The following is a 15,431-nucleotide window of genomic DNA, read 5'->3' on the forward strand; positions in this document are numbered from 1 at the left end:
CGTGAGCGATGACAGAAGCGGTCCGTGAGACAGCGGATTGCTTCTGGATCGATATGGCCTGCGAAGCAATATATGCGGCTAGTTCAGCACGTCGACAATCTCGAATCGCAGAGCGGAAGACGCTCATTGACCTGGTCTAAAACGCCCGTTTTTTTCCAGGTCATATACCGAAGATAGCAAGTTTGCTGCGGCGGAAATGTTGCCGGAAGCCTGTGCCATTTTTCTTTCGTTTGCAGCACCCAGAGTATCGCGTTGAGGATCTCGCGATCGCTGCGACGGGGGCGCCCGCGGCCGGACGAAACCGTCGGAAAGAGACTCTGGACGCTCGCCCAATCGGCGTCGGTGAGGGGGATCTGAAGCATCGGCCGCCTTGAATGACTGTATGAGGAATGCGCAGTCGTTGCATGCTGCGTTTGTGCCGATACTAGTAAATCTTTTTTTATCGGTCAAATAGTATTGGTGCAGTGCGGAACCTCAATTCACCTCGCGTTGTATTGCAATCTTATTCGTGATGCATGACACGGTTTCCCGCTGTGAAGAGCCGGACCTGTGGTAGTCGCCGCGCCCGGTTTCCTGTGCGACGTACCGTAACGTCGAGGCGAAACGCGACGTAACATTCGCGTTCATCCAAACGTTTGGCGATGAAAATTGCGTCACAGCGGGTTTGATCGTATCGCCGTAAACCGTTGCCACGTAAGGTTTGTCGGTCATCGTTGCCGTTTGATCGCACAACGAGCGTGCCAGTTGGCACGACATGTGCATGCGTTAGCCAGGTTAAAAAATTGCGCCTTTGCCATGCTAACGCTCGACTATGAAAAGCCTGTATCGCTCGCAACACCGTTCGGCACGCGTAACGCTTGCGTTGAGCAGACCGATTGGGACGACTCGCGCGACGAAGCCATGGCGCTGAGCGAACTCGAAAACCGCGTTCGCGAAGGTCTGCGCGCGGACGAATTTCATCTCGTGTTTCAAGGTGTCTATCGCGCGGCGAGCGGAGCGCTGACGCGCCTCGAAGCGCAGGTCCGATGGACGCACCCTGACTATGGGCTGCTGCTTCCCGGCATTTTCATGATGCCGCTCGAGCACCCGCAGGTCGCGTGGGAGATGGCCTTGTTCGTCATCGAAAGCGTGTGTCGTGAACTGCGGGACTGCCTCGCTTCGAAGATGGCGCTGCTGCCGGTCGCGATCACGGTGCCGGCACAAGTGGCCGTGCTCGAATCGTTTGCCGGCGATCTCGCGCGCATCGCGCGCTCGTTTGGTGTGCCGGCCAACCTGCTCGAGATCGAAGTGCCCGATAGCGCCGACGCGGTACGTCTCCTGTCTTTGCGTACCCTGACGGCCGGCCTTCGGTCGGCGGGAGCCGGCATCTCGCTAGGCAAGTGGGGTAACGGCGCATCTTCGCTTGCCCTGCTCGGCGCACTCGACGTGGATACCGTCACGATCGCGCCCGAACTGATGGCCGTGGTTCCGCGTGATCCTCGCGCCTGCGTGGTGGTATCGGCGTTACTGGATATGCTTCAAGCGCTTGACGTGCAGGTCGTGGTGAGCGGCGTCGAGACCACGGCACAGTTGCAATGGTTGAGCGCATGGCCGGAAGCATTGGCGCAAGGCTTCCTGTTCTCACGCCCGAAGGCGGGGCTAGCCAATGTGCTGGCGCTCGGCCGCGAACCGTAACCACCGCACAGGACGTTACGTAACGTTCTGTGGGCAATACCGTTGAGACGAGCACCCCCTGCTCGAGGAACATTGGCGGCTGGCGCTATCGTCTGCTTCCGCCATCAACGGATTGCTGGTGGTAAAAAATGCCGATCGCATTCATCACGCCGGTGATGAATGCTGCGTTGCATCAAACGTGCTCTACCGCGTTTGTAGAATAAACACCTTATTGAAACGCACGTGCGATCCTGGCGAACAGCCCATTCCTCGCGATCCATTCAGCGTAAGCGCGATAGTCGGGATCGTTCATCAGATGCCGTTCCTCGGTTTTGGCGCGTAGGAAATACACCAGATTCACGCTCGCCAGTGCGACGCAGTGCGTGAGCGCGACGCGCCAGCCCAACGGTTCGACGAACGGCACCGAGACCATCCAGAACGAAAGATTCTTGGTGATGTAGGCGGGATGCTTCGTGAAGCGATAAGGGCCCGAGGTGATGATGCCGCGATTGGTCAGGTTCGAAAACCGTAATCCGAACGCGATGGTGGAAAGCGCGTAGCAGAAGACCAGGGCGATGATTGTCGTGCCCCAGATGATTCGGACAATCGGCACGGATATCAGCCAGTTGTCCCAGAACATCGAGCCCTGGTAATGGATGTACTGGTTCGAGATCAGCGACCAGAACGGCTGGTAACAGATAAGCGCGACCAGCCAGCCGAGCGTGGTCGGTTCGGCGCTGCGCACATGGGTATCGAGAATGCGCAGTGTGCACAGATAACCTACCGTGCCGAGCATCAGGTCCATCGTGAAGGACAGGTCGTACATGAACCTGAACGTCGCAAGCGAGAACGGCGCGCTCATGGCGCTCGCAAGCGATGCGCCGATGTGGTCCGCATCGGTGGAAAGATAGGTGATCATCAGCGGCAGGAAGAACGCTTTCACCATCCATCCGGCCAGCATTTCACGCACGGGCTTCCAGTTGCCCGGGCGCTGCCCGCGAAATATAAGGCGGCCCCACAACATATAGGCATCGTCGACTTCGCGCTGACGCCGGTCCATCCACGCAAAATAAAACGGCGCGGCTACGGTCAGATACGGTGCGAGCGTACGGATCAGGGACCAGAACGGGTTATAGAACGCGCCGTGATACTCGGGCAACAGCCAGTACAGCAGACCGATGCCGGCATACACGGAAGCCAGCGCGGCGAGGCGCAAACCCACACGCGCAAGACTGAGCGGCCGAACCGCCTGGCCGGCAAGTCCGGCGCTTGGGCGTAGATACACGCGTGCGACAAGCAGTTCGTATAGGGTGATCGTTCCGATGATCGCGAGACATGCGGCGGTGCTGCGGACCGCCCCATCCAGCGCCGTACTGTCGCGTAGCAGCCAGAGCGTCAGAAGGCCGACGACGATGCCAAGCAGGCCGACGGAAAACGGCGTCGCCGAACGCGGCCGCTGCTCTTCCACATGCGCTACGTTATCCAGAGTGGAGTTCATGTCATCCTCGTATTCATGACATAGATAGCGGCCGGGTTTCTGATTTTTTAAGCCCCGGCCGCTGGTCGAACTACTGCTTATTTACCGGCGGCGCCACCAAGCAATCCGGTGACAAGGTTCGTCACCGGCGCCAGCGGATTCGAGCTGGTCGAACCGCTACCCGCACCGCCGGTCAGGCCGGTCACGAGGCCGGTGACCGGCGCGAGCGGCGAGGTCTTGCCAGCCGCGCCGCTGGCGGTCGAGGTCAGCGTTGTAACGAGACCGGTGACGGGGGCGAGTGGCGAGCTTTGACCCGCGGCGCCGCCCAGCGTCGAGGTCAGCGTCGTGACAAGACCGGTGACCGGCGCGAGCGGACTGCCGGCGCCGGAGGTGCCGCCAAGCGAGCCCAGGCTGCCGAGAAGTCCGGTAACCGGCGCGAGCGGACTGCCGGCGCTGGAGGTGCCGCCGAGCGAACCCAGGCTGCCGAGAAGTCCGGTAACCGGCGCGAGCGGACTGCCGGCGCCGGAGGTGCCGCCAAGCGAACTCAGGCTGCCGAGAAGACCGGTGATCGGCGCAAGCGGGTTGCCGCTACTCCCGGTCCCACCGAGCGAACCGAGGTTGCCGATCAGGCCGGTCAGCGGCGGGATGCCGATGCCGCCACCCGATCCGGTCGATCCGCCAAGCGGGCCCAGCAGGCCGGCGATCGGTGCCAACGGGTTGGTCGTCGCGCCCGTCAGCAGTCCACCCGTGCTCGTGACCGTCTTGCCCAGCTGGCTCACTACGCCGCCGATATCTTTGCCCACCTGGTCACCGGTGGCGCCCGATACTTTCTGACCGGCCGAATCGAGTCCGTTGCCAATGGTGCTCAGCAAGTTGTTGAGCGGCGCGCCAAGACCCGTGGTGTTGCCGATGGTCTGAGTCGTATTCGAGACCATCAGTGTGATCGGGTTGATAGCCGTGCTCAGTTGAGTCTCGAGCTGTTGAACCGGCGCGCTGGCAAGCACCGAGTTCAATCCCGCGCCAACTTTGACGACACCGTCACCCACACCGCCGACAACCGCGCCCAGGGGCGACGTGACGGGGGCGAGCGGCGCGAGAGGTCCGGTTCCGAGACTCGTCACCACGCCGCCGACCGCCGTAACGGCCGCGCCGGTATCGGCAACGAGACCCGATGTGGAGGTCAGGGTCGGGCCAAGCGGATTGGCCGAACTGCCCAGCGTGCCGAGACCCGCGGCCGTGCCGTTGCCGAGTACCTGGACACCGTTGCCGAGGTCGGTGATTGCGGTGCCGAGACTCGCAGTCGTTGCGCCGTTGAGGCCGGGGACTGAGGTGCCGGTGATCTTGGAACCCGTATCGGCGACGGTCGTGCCCACGGCAGTGATGAGGTTGCCGCCTAGTGTGGCGACATTGCCGATAGGGGTGGAGGAGGCGCCAGAGGTGCCGGAGCTGGAGCTGCTGGAGCTCGAGCTGGAACTGGAGGTGCCCGAACTGCTGGAACTGGAGGTGCCTGAGCTGCTGGAACTGGAGGTGCCTGAGCTGCTGGAACTGGAGGTGCCTGAGCTGCTGGAACTGGAGGTGCCTGAACTGCTGGAGCTGGAGGTGCCCGAACTGCTGGAACTGGAGGTGCCTGAGCTGCTGGAGCCGGAGGTACCTGAGCTGCTGGCGCCGGAGCTGGAACCCGAACTGCCCGACGTTGCGCCGAGCCCACCCCCGCCAAGCCCGCTACTGTGGTTACCGATATTGCTGGTTCCGCAACCGAAGAGTGCGAGTAATGTAGATGTCGCGACAGCAATGGCTGTCCGACCAATGATTTTTTGCATGATGTCCCCGTTGAACGACTATTGGCGGGGATCAACACTGCAAGTTATGCGCCAAATGAGAGTTATCACTCCCTATCAAAAATTAAGCGCATATATAATCATAAAAATGATGATATGAACAATTTATCGCGCCAAAAGCGCGGTTTTGTCTAAGGTGGCTATGCCGTGTTCCGCATGCGTGCTACGTAACGTGTCCGGCAGACGTAACAGCGCGGAGCCACCGCCAGCTACCGCAGCGACTTCCGCGCGCCTCACTGACGCCCCACGCCGATTAAAACGCAGCGGTATAAATCGCTAACGCATCGGCCTCAGTAACGGGCCGGGGGTTATTCACCAGAAGCCGCGTTTGCAACATCGCGTCGCTCGCCATCCGTTCGAGCCCGCTCCGTTCGATACCGACATCGCGCAACCGGGCGGGAATCGCGGTCGCAGCGATCATCTGCTCGAGCCGTTCGATCAACGCCTGCGTCTTGCTCGCGGCGCTGCCAGTCATACCGGGCGCGATCACGTCCGCGAGTTCCGCGTACAGATGGGCCGCAGCCTCGGCGTTGAACCGCAACACGTGCGGCAGCACAAGCGCATTCGAAAGGCCGTGCGGGACGTGATAAATACCTCCGATCGGATAGGCGAGCGCATGCACGGCGGCCACCGGCGAATTGGCGAATGCCTGGCCGGCCAACGCCGCGCCGAGCAGCATCGCTTCACGCGCCTCGCGATTCTGGCCGTTCTCGCATGCGGGCAGCAGATGGCGTGACAGCAGGTCGAGTGCCTTGAGCGCCAGCATGTCGGACACCGGGTTCTTCAAATGCGCGGACGTGTACGCCTCGATCGCGTGAACCATCGCGTCGACGCCGGTTGCCGCCGTTGCGGCCGCAGGCAGCCCGAGTGTCAGTTCCGCGTCGAGAATGGCCAGATCGGCGATCAGTTGTGGCGCGACCACGCCCATTTTCTTCGCCTCGCCCACCGTCACAATCGACACGGCGGTGACTTCGGAGCCGGTGCCCGCGGTGGTCGGCATCTGCACGAGCGGCAGACGTGACACCGTGACCTTGTTCACGCCGTACATCTCGCTGAGTGCCTGCTCCTGTTGCGGCGCCAGCACGGCGATCAGCTTCGCCACATCCATCGACGAACCGCCGCCGAGTCCAAGCACGATCTCCGCGCCGGCCTCGCGTGCGCGCGACGTCGCTTCGAGCACGATGTGTTCCGGCGGATCGGCGATGACGTCGTCGATCACAATGGCGTTCCAGCCATGCGCCGCGAGATCCGCGAGCGCCGGATTCAGCAGCCCGCTCTTGTGTAGAAAACCATCCGTTACCACGCACAGGCGCGTGAGGGCCGGAAATTGCGTGCGCAACAAAGCGCCGAGACGGCGCGCCGCGCCGAATTCGACGACCATGGTCGGCACGGTTTGAAACCGGAATGCGTTCATCATGTCACCTGCAGATAAGCACTAGCCATTAACGACTCCAACAAAATCGGACCTTCAACGTTCAGGATTCAGCATCCACCCTTCGCTGTCGCGGGTGGATACCGCGACGGCGCCGTTCTTCTTCGTATCGAACACGTCCCTGTTGTTGCAGGCGCGGCTCGAGACGGCGATCGGCGGCAAAGCCTTGCGGTCTTGCGCGGACAGATGCGAGAGCATCGGCGCGGGCATCAGTTGTACCAGATTCGGATCGCTTTGCTCCAGTCGCCCGGTACCAACCGTCAGCGCAGTCCGAATACTATAGTTAACAGCCGGTCCGCTGGAGTCCCCCTTTGATGGAGACTGTGGCGGTAGCGCCGCTTTATCTCACCGGCGCCTCGTTTCACTACGTCGAAAACGGGATCGATTCGGGCGAGGTGATTAGCACGAATCGCATCGAGCGACTTGCGGTGCTGGAGCGGTTTCTCCATTTCTCAACCGCCTCGATGCGCTGCCCGAAATCACAAAACTGAGTACCGCGAGCAACCATACCCCAACGCCGCCGTATAGCATCACCCATCCAAACCCTTCCATTAGCGCGGCGTGAACGGCGGCTCCAGAGGGATCGATCTGCGCCAATGCCGGAATTCCCGCTCTGACGGCCTCGACATCGCCCGCTGCAATTTTCTCGGCGAGTCGTGCGAGCAAGCCAGCGTCGATCGTCGCCGGCAGACTTGCCTTCAGATGGAACAGAATGCCGGCAATCAATATCGTGCCCATCAATGCGATGTTGATCGCAAGCGTAATCATTCGCGCACTCATGTCGATGCCGGATGCCATGCCCGCTCGCTCCGCGGGAACGGCACCGGTTGTCGTGTTGGTCACGGGGGTATTGGTCAGGCCGAGTCCGGCACCGGCGAGTATGCAACCGGGCAACATGGTCAGCGCGTCCGGATGCGCGACACTGCTGCCGTACTTCATCAACATGAAGCCAAGGCCGATCACGAAAAGGCCCCCAGGGATCGCGATTCCTGAGCCGTAGCGCAACACGAGCCGTTCGCCAAGCGGGGGAAACAGCAGCGTCGGCAGCGTGTACGCAAGTAACGCCAGCCCCGCGCTCATGCTGTCGTAGCCGAGGCCGATCTGGAAGTAGATCGGTATGTAGATCATGAAGGGCCAGAAACTGAAATTCATACCTGCGGAACCCATCAGCGCACCCGAAAACTGTGGAATCCTGAATACTGAAAAGTCGAACATCGGCCGTACGCTGAATTTCTCAGCGCAGAGAAATGCCACGAAGGCAGCCACCGTCGCCAGCACGATCAAAATCGCGCGAGCGCTCGTGAAGCCGAGGTCCGAGCCCTGCGTGATGAAATACACCAGACCGAAAACCGCCAGCGAAAGTGTGACGATGCCGGCCACGTCGAGCGTATGCGCGTGCGGATCGCGTGATTCCTGCACACCGCCGAAGACCAACGCCAAGGTGACGATGGCGAGCAGTGCATGCACCCAGAAGACCCATTGCCAACCCGATACCGCAACGATCATCCCGCCGATAATCGGCCCAAAGCCCAGTCCGATGCCGAGAATGATGCCCCACGCGCTGAACGCCCGGGCGCGCTCGGGGCCCTCGTTGAACTGGTGCGAGAGCACGGCGACCTGACATATCAGCATTGCGCCGCCGCTCGCGCCTTGCAACAGACGCCCGACGATCAGCGTCGGCACGCTCTGCGCGAGGCCGCAAATCAACGAGGTCAAACCGAATAGCGCAATGCCGATGACGAGAATCCGCCGGCGCCCGAATCGGTCCGCCAGCGTGCCGGTCGCCATCAGTACCGTGGTTACCGCAAGCGTGTAGGCATTCATGATCCATTGCATGCCCCTGAAGTCGGCATGAAGAACACGCTCCAGGGTAGGCAGGATCACCGGCACGCTGGAGATTTCGAGGGCGAACATCAGCGAGGCGAGACACACGGCGGCCAACGCCAGGGTGTTTTTGCGGATGGAGAAGCGGGTTGTCGTTTGCGCCGGCTCGCCAGATGTGGCCCGGACAGCGCCCGACTGCCGCGCGGTCGAGCCATGGTCGGTTGTGGCGGTAGTGGCGGTAGTGACGGTAGCGGCGCCCGCGTGCGGCCGTTCGGCGTGCTGTGGCGACACGTTCCGATATCTGGACATAGGAATTCACCTCGATTGTCGATGGCCTTCGCCACCAGAGAGTGTGTACTATATAAGGGAAATTCCGTCCCTATTGACGCTGTTTAGTCCCAGTAATGCGTCTTCAAAGGAACCAATAAGGTGTGGTATGAGCGACATTCTTGATGGCGTGACGACCTTCGTGCGCGTCGTCGAAACCGGCAGTTTTGCGTTGGCGGCGGAGCGGATGAACCTCACGCGCTCGGCCGTCGGCAAGGTGATCGTGCGGCTTGAAAGGCGCCTCGGCGTACGCCTAATCAATCGCACGACGCGCAGCCAGAGTCTCACCGAGGACGGGCAAGCCTATTACGACCGCTGTGTGCGTGCGCTCGCCGAACTCGAGGCCGCCGAAGCCGATCTGGACTCGGGCCGGCGCGAACCCAAAGGGCGTCTGCGCGTGAGCGTGCCGCAAGCCTTCGGCCATCATTGTGTGGCGCCGGTGCTGCTCGGACTCGCGCGCAAACATCCGCAACTGAAGGTCGATATTTCCATTACGGACCGTTTGGTGGATGTTGTGGAAGAGGGCTTCGACCTGGTCGTGCGAATTGGACCGCTGGCCGATAGCGGGAGTCTCGTGGCGCGGCGGCTGGGTGTGCAGTACGCGAGTATCGGGGCCGCGCCGTCGTATCTTGCCCAGCACGGCACGCCTCGCAATGTCGATGAATTGCGCGGGCACACCGTCATTGCTTACACGCGGGCCGGCGTGGCCGAACCGTGGGACGTGCTCGATGTCGATGGGCAAATCCGGCGCGCGGAGGTCGAGCCGCAACTTGGCTTCGACGATGTGCAGGGGATTGTCGATGCAGCGATAGCCGGGTTTGGGCTGGCGTGGCTGCCGTGCTGGTTGCTGGCCCGTTACGTGCAAACGGGCCAGTTGGTGGCGGTGATGGAAAATTGCTTTCGGCCTTTGCAGGAGATCCACGTAGTGTGGCCGAAGAGCCGGTATCTGGCCTTGAAAACGCGCTGCGCGATCGACGCGCTCGTGGCGGAAATTCCCACCATGGTCAGGTCACCCGCAGTGGACACTCCCAGTCTCACACGCGAGGCACCTGTTCAGTGAGAGGCAAAGCTCTCGGCGAGCCAGGCTCGCATTAGCCCATAGGAACGCGCCGCGGCCCTGGCGTCGTACCGGCAATTGCCTGTCGTCGCTGTCGCCTCGGTCTCGGTGAAGCAATGTACGACGTGGCCAATCTCGACGAACTGCCAATCGGCGCTACTGTGTCGCATGTTCTCCGTGAACCCGGGCGCGTCCGGCATGGTGCTGGTATCGTCAGCGCCGTTTATCGCGAGCACGCGCGCCTTGATGTTCCCGACGAGTGCGGGATCGTCAGTGCTGAGATCGCCATGAAAGGCAATCACGGCCTTCACGTCCGAGCCGCTGCGCGCCAGATCGAGCACGGCGCCGCCGCCGAAACAGAAGCCGATGGCCGCAAGGCGCGAGAGATCGATCGGTGCATTGGCGGCTTCCGCCTTGAGTTGCTCGAAGGCCTGGCCGATGCGCCGGCGCATCAGGCGGCGATCGTCATAGAGCGGCCCGACTGCAGCCTTGGCCTCGGCCTCGCCTCTGGGGCGTATCGCTTCGCCGTACATATCGACAAGCAGGATGACATAGTCCTTGCCAGCTATCCTTCTGGCCTTGTCGATGGCGATGTTGTTAATGCCGTACCAGTTGGGCACCATGACGAGGCCGGGGCGCCTGGCGTTCGTGGCGTCGTCATAGACCAGCATGCTCTTGAACGTGGTGCCGTCCAGAGTCCAGTCGACGGACCGGGCGATCATCTTCGCCGGAGCAGGCGAAGCGATGAAGATGGCGAGCAGGACAAGAATGAGGCGCACAAGTCGCATGGACCTATTTTTTCGGTGGCTTGGATAAAGAATCGACATGGCGATTGGCGCGTCGAACTAGCGAGCGGGCCGTTGACTTAGCCAGATGCTGCCAATGACTAAACCGACACCGAAGATCTGAAGCGAGCTCAGCGTCTGATTCAGGATCAACCATCCAAGCAGCACGGCGATCAACGGGCTGAGGAAAAGAAGCGGCGACACCACGGCGGATTCCAGTCGCGCAATACCGCGAAACCACAGCACATAAGTCAAAGCCGAACCGATCAGCCCGAGCCACACGAGTCCAAACAGATTGGTTATCGTCGGCGCTGGAATAGCCGGTTCGAACATGAGGACCACAGGAACCAGAAGGATGCCGCCGGCCGTCAGTTGCCAGGCTGTGAAGGTGAGCAGTGACACCGGCGGTTGCCATTTGCGTGTCAAGATGTTTCCGACCGCCATAGAGACCGCTCCAGTGAGGCCGGCTGCAACGCCAACCGTATCGAGCGCTGCATGCGGGGTCAGCACCAGCAAGGCAACACCTCCAATCCCGACGAGAGCGGCGAGAATCGACAAGGGGCGAACCGGGCTGGCAAGCAGGACGGAGGCGAGGAAAACCGCAAACAGCGGCTGGACCGCCGCCACTGTCGCGGCGACACCGCCAGGAAGCCGGTAGACCGCTACGAACAGCATGCTCAAAAAGATCGAGATGTTGAGCGCCCCGAGGACGAAACTGCGTAGCCACCAGACACCCGTCGGAAATCGCCGCACGATCGAGAGCAGCAGCAATCCGGCGGGCAACGCACGTAGCATGGCGACCGTCATCGGCGAAAAATTCGGCAGAAATTCGGTGGCGACGATATAAGTACTGCCCCAGACGGCAGGCGCGATTGCCGTGAGCAGCAGGTCGGAAGCGTTTGTTCTCATAGGATTTGCAGAACCTCGGAGAGCGGACGGCGGGGTTTCTGCGGCCAGTTGCCTGGCGCTGCGCGGCCGACTGGAACGAGCATCACAGGCACCTCGCTGCGCCTGAGCCCGAACGCGCGCACCACGCCATCGGCATCGAATCCAATCATTGGACTGGAGACGAAGCCCAGCGCTTCGGCTGCATAGATCAGCGTCGCAGCGCCGAGCGTGGCCGAACGCACGGCTTCGTCACGCGCCGTCTGGGGATCGGCGTATTGCGTTCGAGCGCCTGCTTGCCAGCCGGAAGGTAAATCCGCCGGCATGTAGCCCGCTTCGACAAAGGGCTGCAACCGTTCGGGGATGGTCGTGGGATCGGGCAGCAGCCCGCAGATGATGAAGGTGACGGCCGCGTCCGACACCTTCGCCTGGCCATGAGCGAGACTGCGCAATCTGGCCTTTGATGCCGGCGTGCGCATGGCGATGAACCGCCAATTCTGAAGGTTGTAGGCGGTTGGAGCCCGCGTCGCAAGACGCACCAGCTCCTCGATCTCGGCATCCGCCAACGCGTGCGAGGCATCGAACAGATTGGCGGAAACACGCTGCTCGATGAGCGCGATTGTGGGTTTGGTCATGATTCCATCCCGAACTGAAAATAATCTTTCAGCAGAATAGGGAATTCACCGTGAGATGATAATGTTAGATTAGAAAGAACATTGTTTACCATTGGTGAATTGTTAATGGATCGCTATGTTGCCCTGCAGGTCTTTCGCCATGTGGCGGAACTGAACAGTTTTGCCGAGGCCGGACGGCGGCTCAGACTATCTTCAGCGGCGATCAGCAAAAACATCGCCGAGTTGGAGGCGTATGTCGGCGCACGGCTCATCAACCGGACGACGCGGCGCATGGCGCTCACCGAAGAGGGCAGAATCTATCTGGAGCATGTCACGCGCGGACTCGATGCGCTGGCAGAAGCGGACGAAGCGTTGGGTCCGGTCAAAACCGCGCCGAGCGGCACGCTGCGGGTCACCGCACCGATGACCGTCACGTTGACGCGGCTCTCGGCTGCGATTCCCCGGTTTCTATCGCAGTACCCGGATTTGAAGCTCGATCTACTGCTGGATGACCGGCGGGTCGATCTCGTTCGCGAGGGGGTCGATCTTGCCATTCGCGGCAGCGACAATCTTGAGGACTCCAGCCTGATTGCCAGAAAGCTGACGGTGATGCCGCATGTGCTGTGCGCCGCGCCGTCCTATTTCGAGGCGCATGGCAAGCCTGAGACACCTTCGGACCTGAAGGCGCTCAATTGCATTCGATTCAGCCTCTCCGGACATGCCGATACATGGGAGTTCAGTCAAGGCGATCGCACCGAAAGGATTGCCGTCGACGCCCGATATTCGGTGACCTCGAGCCTCGCGGTCCGTGACGCGCTGCGCGCGGGCTTTGGCCTGAGCCTGATCCCTTATCCCTATGTCGAAGACGACTTGAAGGAGGGGCGGCTGCAATCCGCACTGGAGGACTGGAGCACTGTGGAAACCACGCTCTATGCTGTCTATTCGTCGCGGCAACACGTCGCTCCGAAAATCCGCGCCTTTCTTGGTTTCCTCATTGAGGAATTTAGTCGGGAACGAGAGGCGCGTGTTCATGCTTCTTTGGCGTGAATAGACCGATAGAAAGAGAAAAACCACCGCAGCAGATGAATCAAAACTCTAAGGTCGCGCTGGCCACAAAAGTCCGTGTCGGCGAAGGTGCCACATAGTATCCCCATGCAGTGGTCCAATACCGGCGGTTGAACAGGTTATTCACACCCGCCCGAAGCGTCACATCCTTCCCGGCGATTCTGGTCTCATACCTGCCGCTCAAATCGTAAGTGACATAAGCCGGCACAAACTGCGAGTTATCCGCATTGACCGCCTGGTTGCCGACATACTTCCCACCAAACGCCAACGTCAACGGACGCAGATACGAAGGGTTGTATTCAACACGCCCCGTTACGGTAAACCGCGGGGCCCCATATACCCGCTTACCTTCGACCGTAACGTCGTCCACGTCGACAGCCTTCGTATCAAGCCACATCACGCCGCCCATCACGCGCCATTCGCTCGTCAGCGCAAGCCAGCCGCTTGCATCGACACCGGTATAGCGCTTCGTGCCGTCCTGCACGAAGATATTGGCCGAGTTTGTATAGTTGTAGCCCTGATCGACGCGGAACAGTGCAAGATTGGCGCCCCACTTGCTGTGGTCCGTCTTGAAGCCAACTTCGTACTGCCTGCTTTTGAGCGGGCCGAACGTAGCAGGGTAATTGAGGTTGGTGTTCGAGGCCGAGCCGCCCTGTTCCAGCGATTCGACATAGCTCGCATACGCCGTGGAGTATGGATCGGTCTTGAACATCAGCGCGAAGGTCGGCGTGACCGGATCCGCGCTGTATTGCGACGATACCGCGCCGCTCGGGGCGTACACGTGCTGGCGGTATTGCGTGTAACGCACACCAACCAGCGCGGACAGACGTGACGTGAACTGCACCGTGTCGCTCGCGTACACGGCAGCCTGCGTGGTGCGCTGCTGGCGGTACAGGTCGGAGCCGATGCTGACTTCGTCGTTGGTCAGCAAGGTGCTGCCATACAGATTGCCGTTGCCGAGAAAGTAGCCGCTATTCCAGCCCACGCTGTTGCTGTACTCGCTGGTTTGCGTCTCGAAGCCCGCGCCGACCACTACATCGTGCTTGATGCCGCCGGTATTGAATTTGCCCTGCACCATCGCGTCGACGTTCTGATAGAAGTAGCGCGTCATGGCCGCATAGAGCGTGTTCGTGTAGTTGCCCGCGTTGTCGGTCACGAACAGGAAGCTGTCCGAATTGGTGCGATTCTCCTTCGCAAAGCGGTACTTCACGCTCGCATGCCAGTTCTCTGAAAGGCGGTAATCGAGACCCGTGCCGAACGAGGCCATCTCGGTCTGATAGTAGTTCTGTGGCTGCGTCAGCGCATGGGTGACGGTGCTCGCGTCGGGAATGCCGAGGCCGCTGCCGAACATCAGGCCGAATACCGTGCCGTTGGTTTTGCGCTTCTGATAGAAGGCGTCGGCGCTAAAGGTCAGGTCCGGCGTAATGCGGAAGTCGAACGCCAGTGAGGCCACCTGACGGCGCACATGACCGTGATCTTCAGCGGTGTTGCCGTCTTCGTTGACGAGGTTCAGGCGGTAGCCGAAGCGGTTGTCGTTGCCGAAACGGCCACCCAGATCGACCGCCTCGCTGAACACACCGGCCGACTTGTAGCCGATCGAGATGCTGCGGTACGGAGTGTCGGTTGGGCGTTTCAGTACGTAGTTGACGATGCCGCCCGGCGAGCCGAAACCGTACATAAAGCCGGACAGGCCCTTGAGCAATTCGACCTGCTCGAACGGTTCGAGCGAGAGATCGGTGTCCCACGAGGGGAACGTCTGGCCGTCCACCTTGATGCTGTTCAACGTATCGATCGGCATGCCGCGCACGTTGAACATCGAATTCTCGCTGATCGAGTTCTCGCTGCTGACCGATACCGCCGGGTCGTACCTGAACACATCGTTCGCGGTTGTCGCGAACAGATCCTGTGCTTCGTCGCTCGTCACCACGTGTGTCGAGAATGGCGTGTCCACCTGCTTGCGCGAACCCAGTGCGCCGGCGCTGACGGTGTCGGCCTGAGCCGCGGTTGTGTCTTTCGTTGCCGAGACGCTCACGGCCGGTAGCGTGGCTGCGGCGTCGCTTGCCGCGACCTGCGCCCATCCCGATGACGACAGCGTAGATAACGATAGCCCGACGCTGACGAACAGCCCCGCACTGAGTAGCGACGGCGTACGGCGGTGGCCGCGCATGAACGTTGGCCGCGCTGGGCGGCCGGCGACAAAGAGATTCTGCATGTTGTTCGAGTTGGGCTGGGTGGCGCCGCCGCGCACCAAAAAAGTGCGGGAAGGCAGCCTTCGAGCGAGTGGTGGTTAAACAGACGGTTCAAACTTCTAATTCGCACGAATGGTAATGCATCTGATTCGCATTCACAATCTATTTCGAATCGCGAGTCATCTATAAGACATCTGTCTTAAGGCATAGGGTAATCGGCTGTAAGCCTTATCTGGCGGGGCTCGGCCCCGTTCATGATGTTGCGGCGATATGTTTGTTTAGCAG

Annotated in this window: 12 protein-coding genes and 2 pseudogenes; 4 read left to right on the top strand and 10 right to left on the bottom strand. The window is 60.9% G+C overall.

Annotated features, from left to right (window positions below):
* Positions 1-83: 83 nt before the first annotated feature.
* Positions 84-362 (bottom strand): transposase, encoded by a 279-nt coding sequence (locus tag KHO23_RS35645; protein ID WP_211611592.1) that lies wholly within the window; start codon positions 360-362, stop codon positions 84-86.
* Positions 363-795: 433 nt separating this feature from the next.
* On the opposite strand from KHO23_RS35645, the gene KHO23_RS12845 reads away from it, so the two are divergent.
* Positions 796-1,674, top strand: a complete 879-nt coding sequence (locus KHO23_RS12845) for an EAL domain-containing protein (protein WP_211611593.1) — start codon at positions 796-798, stop codon at positions 1,672-1,674.
* Positions 1,675-1,882: 208 nt separating this feature from the next.
* On the opposite strand, the gene KHO23_RS12850 is transcribed toward KHO23_RS12845, so the two are convergent.
* From KHO23_RS12850 to KHO23_RS12865, 4 genes and pseudogenes are all read right to left on the bottom strand, one after another.
* Positions 1,883-3,151 carry an isoprenylcysteine carboxylmethyltransferase family protein gene (locus KHO23_RS12850; RefSeq protein ID WP_211611594.1) on the bottom strand — a complete coding sequence of 423 codons (1,269 nt, stop codon included), beginning with the start codon at positions 3,149-3,151 and terminating at the stop codon, positions 1,883-1,885.
* A gap of 77 nt (positions 3,152-3,228) precedes the next feature.
* Positions 3,229-4,950, bottom strand: coding sequence for a collagen-like triple helix repeat-containing protein (locus KHO23_RS12855; protein ID WP_211611595.1), 1,722 nt, complete (start codon positions 4,948-4,950; stop codon positions 3,229-3,231).
* Between the two features lie 271 nt (positions 4,951-5,221).
* The gene (locus tag KHO23_RS12860; protein ID WP_211611682.1) at positions 5,222-6,382 is read right to left on the bottom strand and encodes an iron-containing alcohol dehydrogenase; all 1,161 of its coding nucleotides are present in this window, start codon (positions 6,380-6,382) and stop codon (positions 5,222-5,224) included.
* Between the two features lie 54 nt (positions 6,383-6,436).
* Positions 6,437-6,643, bottom strand: a pseudogene (locus tag KHO23_RS12865) (glycerol-3-phosphate responsive antiterminator); the annotation flags it as partial.
* 71 nt (positions 6,644-6,714) lie between these two features.
* Here KHO23_RS12865 and KHO23_RS35650 point away from each other — a divergent pair.
* Positions 6,715-6,798 (top strand): annotated as a pseudogene (locus tag KHO23_RS35650) (N(5)-hydroxyornithine transformylase PvdF); the annotation flags it as partial.
* 1 nt (position 6,799) lies between these two features.
* On the opposite strand, the gene KHO23_RS12870 reads toward KHO23_RS35650, so the two are convergent.
* A complete protein-coding gene (locus KHO23_RS12870; protein WP_211611596.1) occupies positions 6,800-8,533 on the bottom strand; it encodes an MFS transporter in 1,734 nt (577 codons plus the stop codon).
* Positions 8,534-8,660: 127 nt separating this feature from the next.
* On the opposite strand from KHO23_RS12870, the gene KHO23_RS12875 reads away from it, so the two are divergent.
* Positions 8,661-9,611: a LysR family transcriptional regulator gene (locus tag KHO23_RS12875; RefSeq protein ID WP_211611597.1), complete on the top strand. Its 951-nt coding sequence runs from the start codon at positions 8,661-8,663 to the stop codon at positions 9,609-9,611.
* Here the strand turns inward: KHO23_RS12875 and KHO23_RS12880 are convergent.
* Genes KHO23_RS12880 through KHO23_RS12890 form a run of 3 tightly spaced genes read right to left on the bottom strand, consistent with a single transcriptional unit; the run spans position 9,605 to position 11,913 of the window.
* Complete coding sequence (locus KHO23_RS12880; protein WP_211611598.1) at positions 9,605-10,396, bottom strand: dienelactone hydrolase family protein; 792 nt, start codon at positions 10,394-10,396, stop codon at positions 9,605-9,607. The two genes, KHO23_RS12875 and KHO23_RS12880, sit on opposite strands and share 7 nt — an antisense overlap.
* 57 nt (positions 10,397-10,453) lie before the next feature.
* Positions 10,454-11,302, bottom strand: a complete 849-nt coding sequence (locus KHO23_RS12885; RefSeq protein ID WP_211611599.1) for an EamA family transporter — start codon at positions 11,300-11,302, stop codon at positions 10,454-10,456.
* On the bottom strand, positions 11,299-11,913 hold the full coding sequence (locus KHO23_RS12890) for a nitroreductase family protein (protein WP_211611600.1): 615 nt from the start codon (positions 11,911-11,913) through the stop codon (positions 11,299-11,301). The genes KHO23_RS12885 and KHO23_RS12890 overlap by 4 nt, the downstream gene beginning before the upstream one ends.
* Positions 11,914-12,018: 105 nt before the next feature.
* On the opposite strand from KHO23_RS12890, the gene KHO23_RS12895 reads away from it, so the two are divergent.
* Complete coding sequence (locus tag KHO23_RS12895; RefSeq protein ID WP_211611601.1) at positions 12,019-12,939, top strand: LysR family transcriptional regulator; 921 nt, start codon at positions 12,019-12,021, stop codon at positions 12,937-12,939.
* Positions 12,940-12,979: 40 nt separating this feature from the next.
* Here the strand turns inward: KHO23_RS12895 and KHO23_RS12900 are convergent, their stop codons facing one another.
* On the bottom strand, positions 12,980-15,169 hold the full coding sequence (locus tag KHO23_RS12900; protein WP_211611602.1) for a TonB-dependent siderophore receptor: 2,190 nt from the start codon (positions 15,167-15,169) through the stop codon (positions 12,980-12,982).
* Between the last annotated feature and the right edge of the window lie 262 nt (positions 15,170-15,431).

The organism is Paraburkholderia haematera (assembly GCF_905220975.1).
In the GTDB taxonomy this organism is placed as follows: domain Bacteria; phylum Pseudomonadota; class Gammaproteobacteria; order Burkholderiales; family Burkholderiaceae; genus Paraburkholderia; species Paraburkholderia haematera.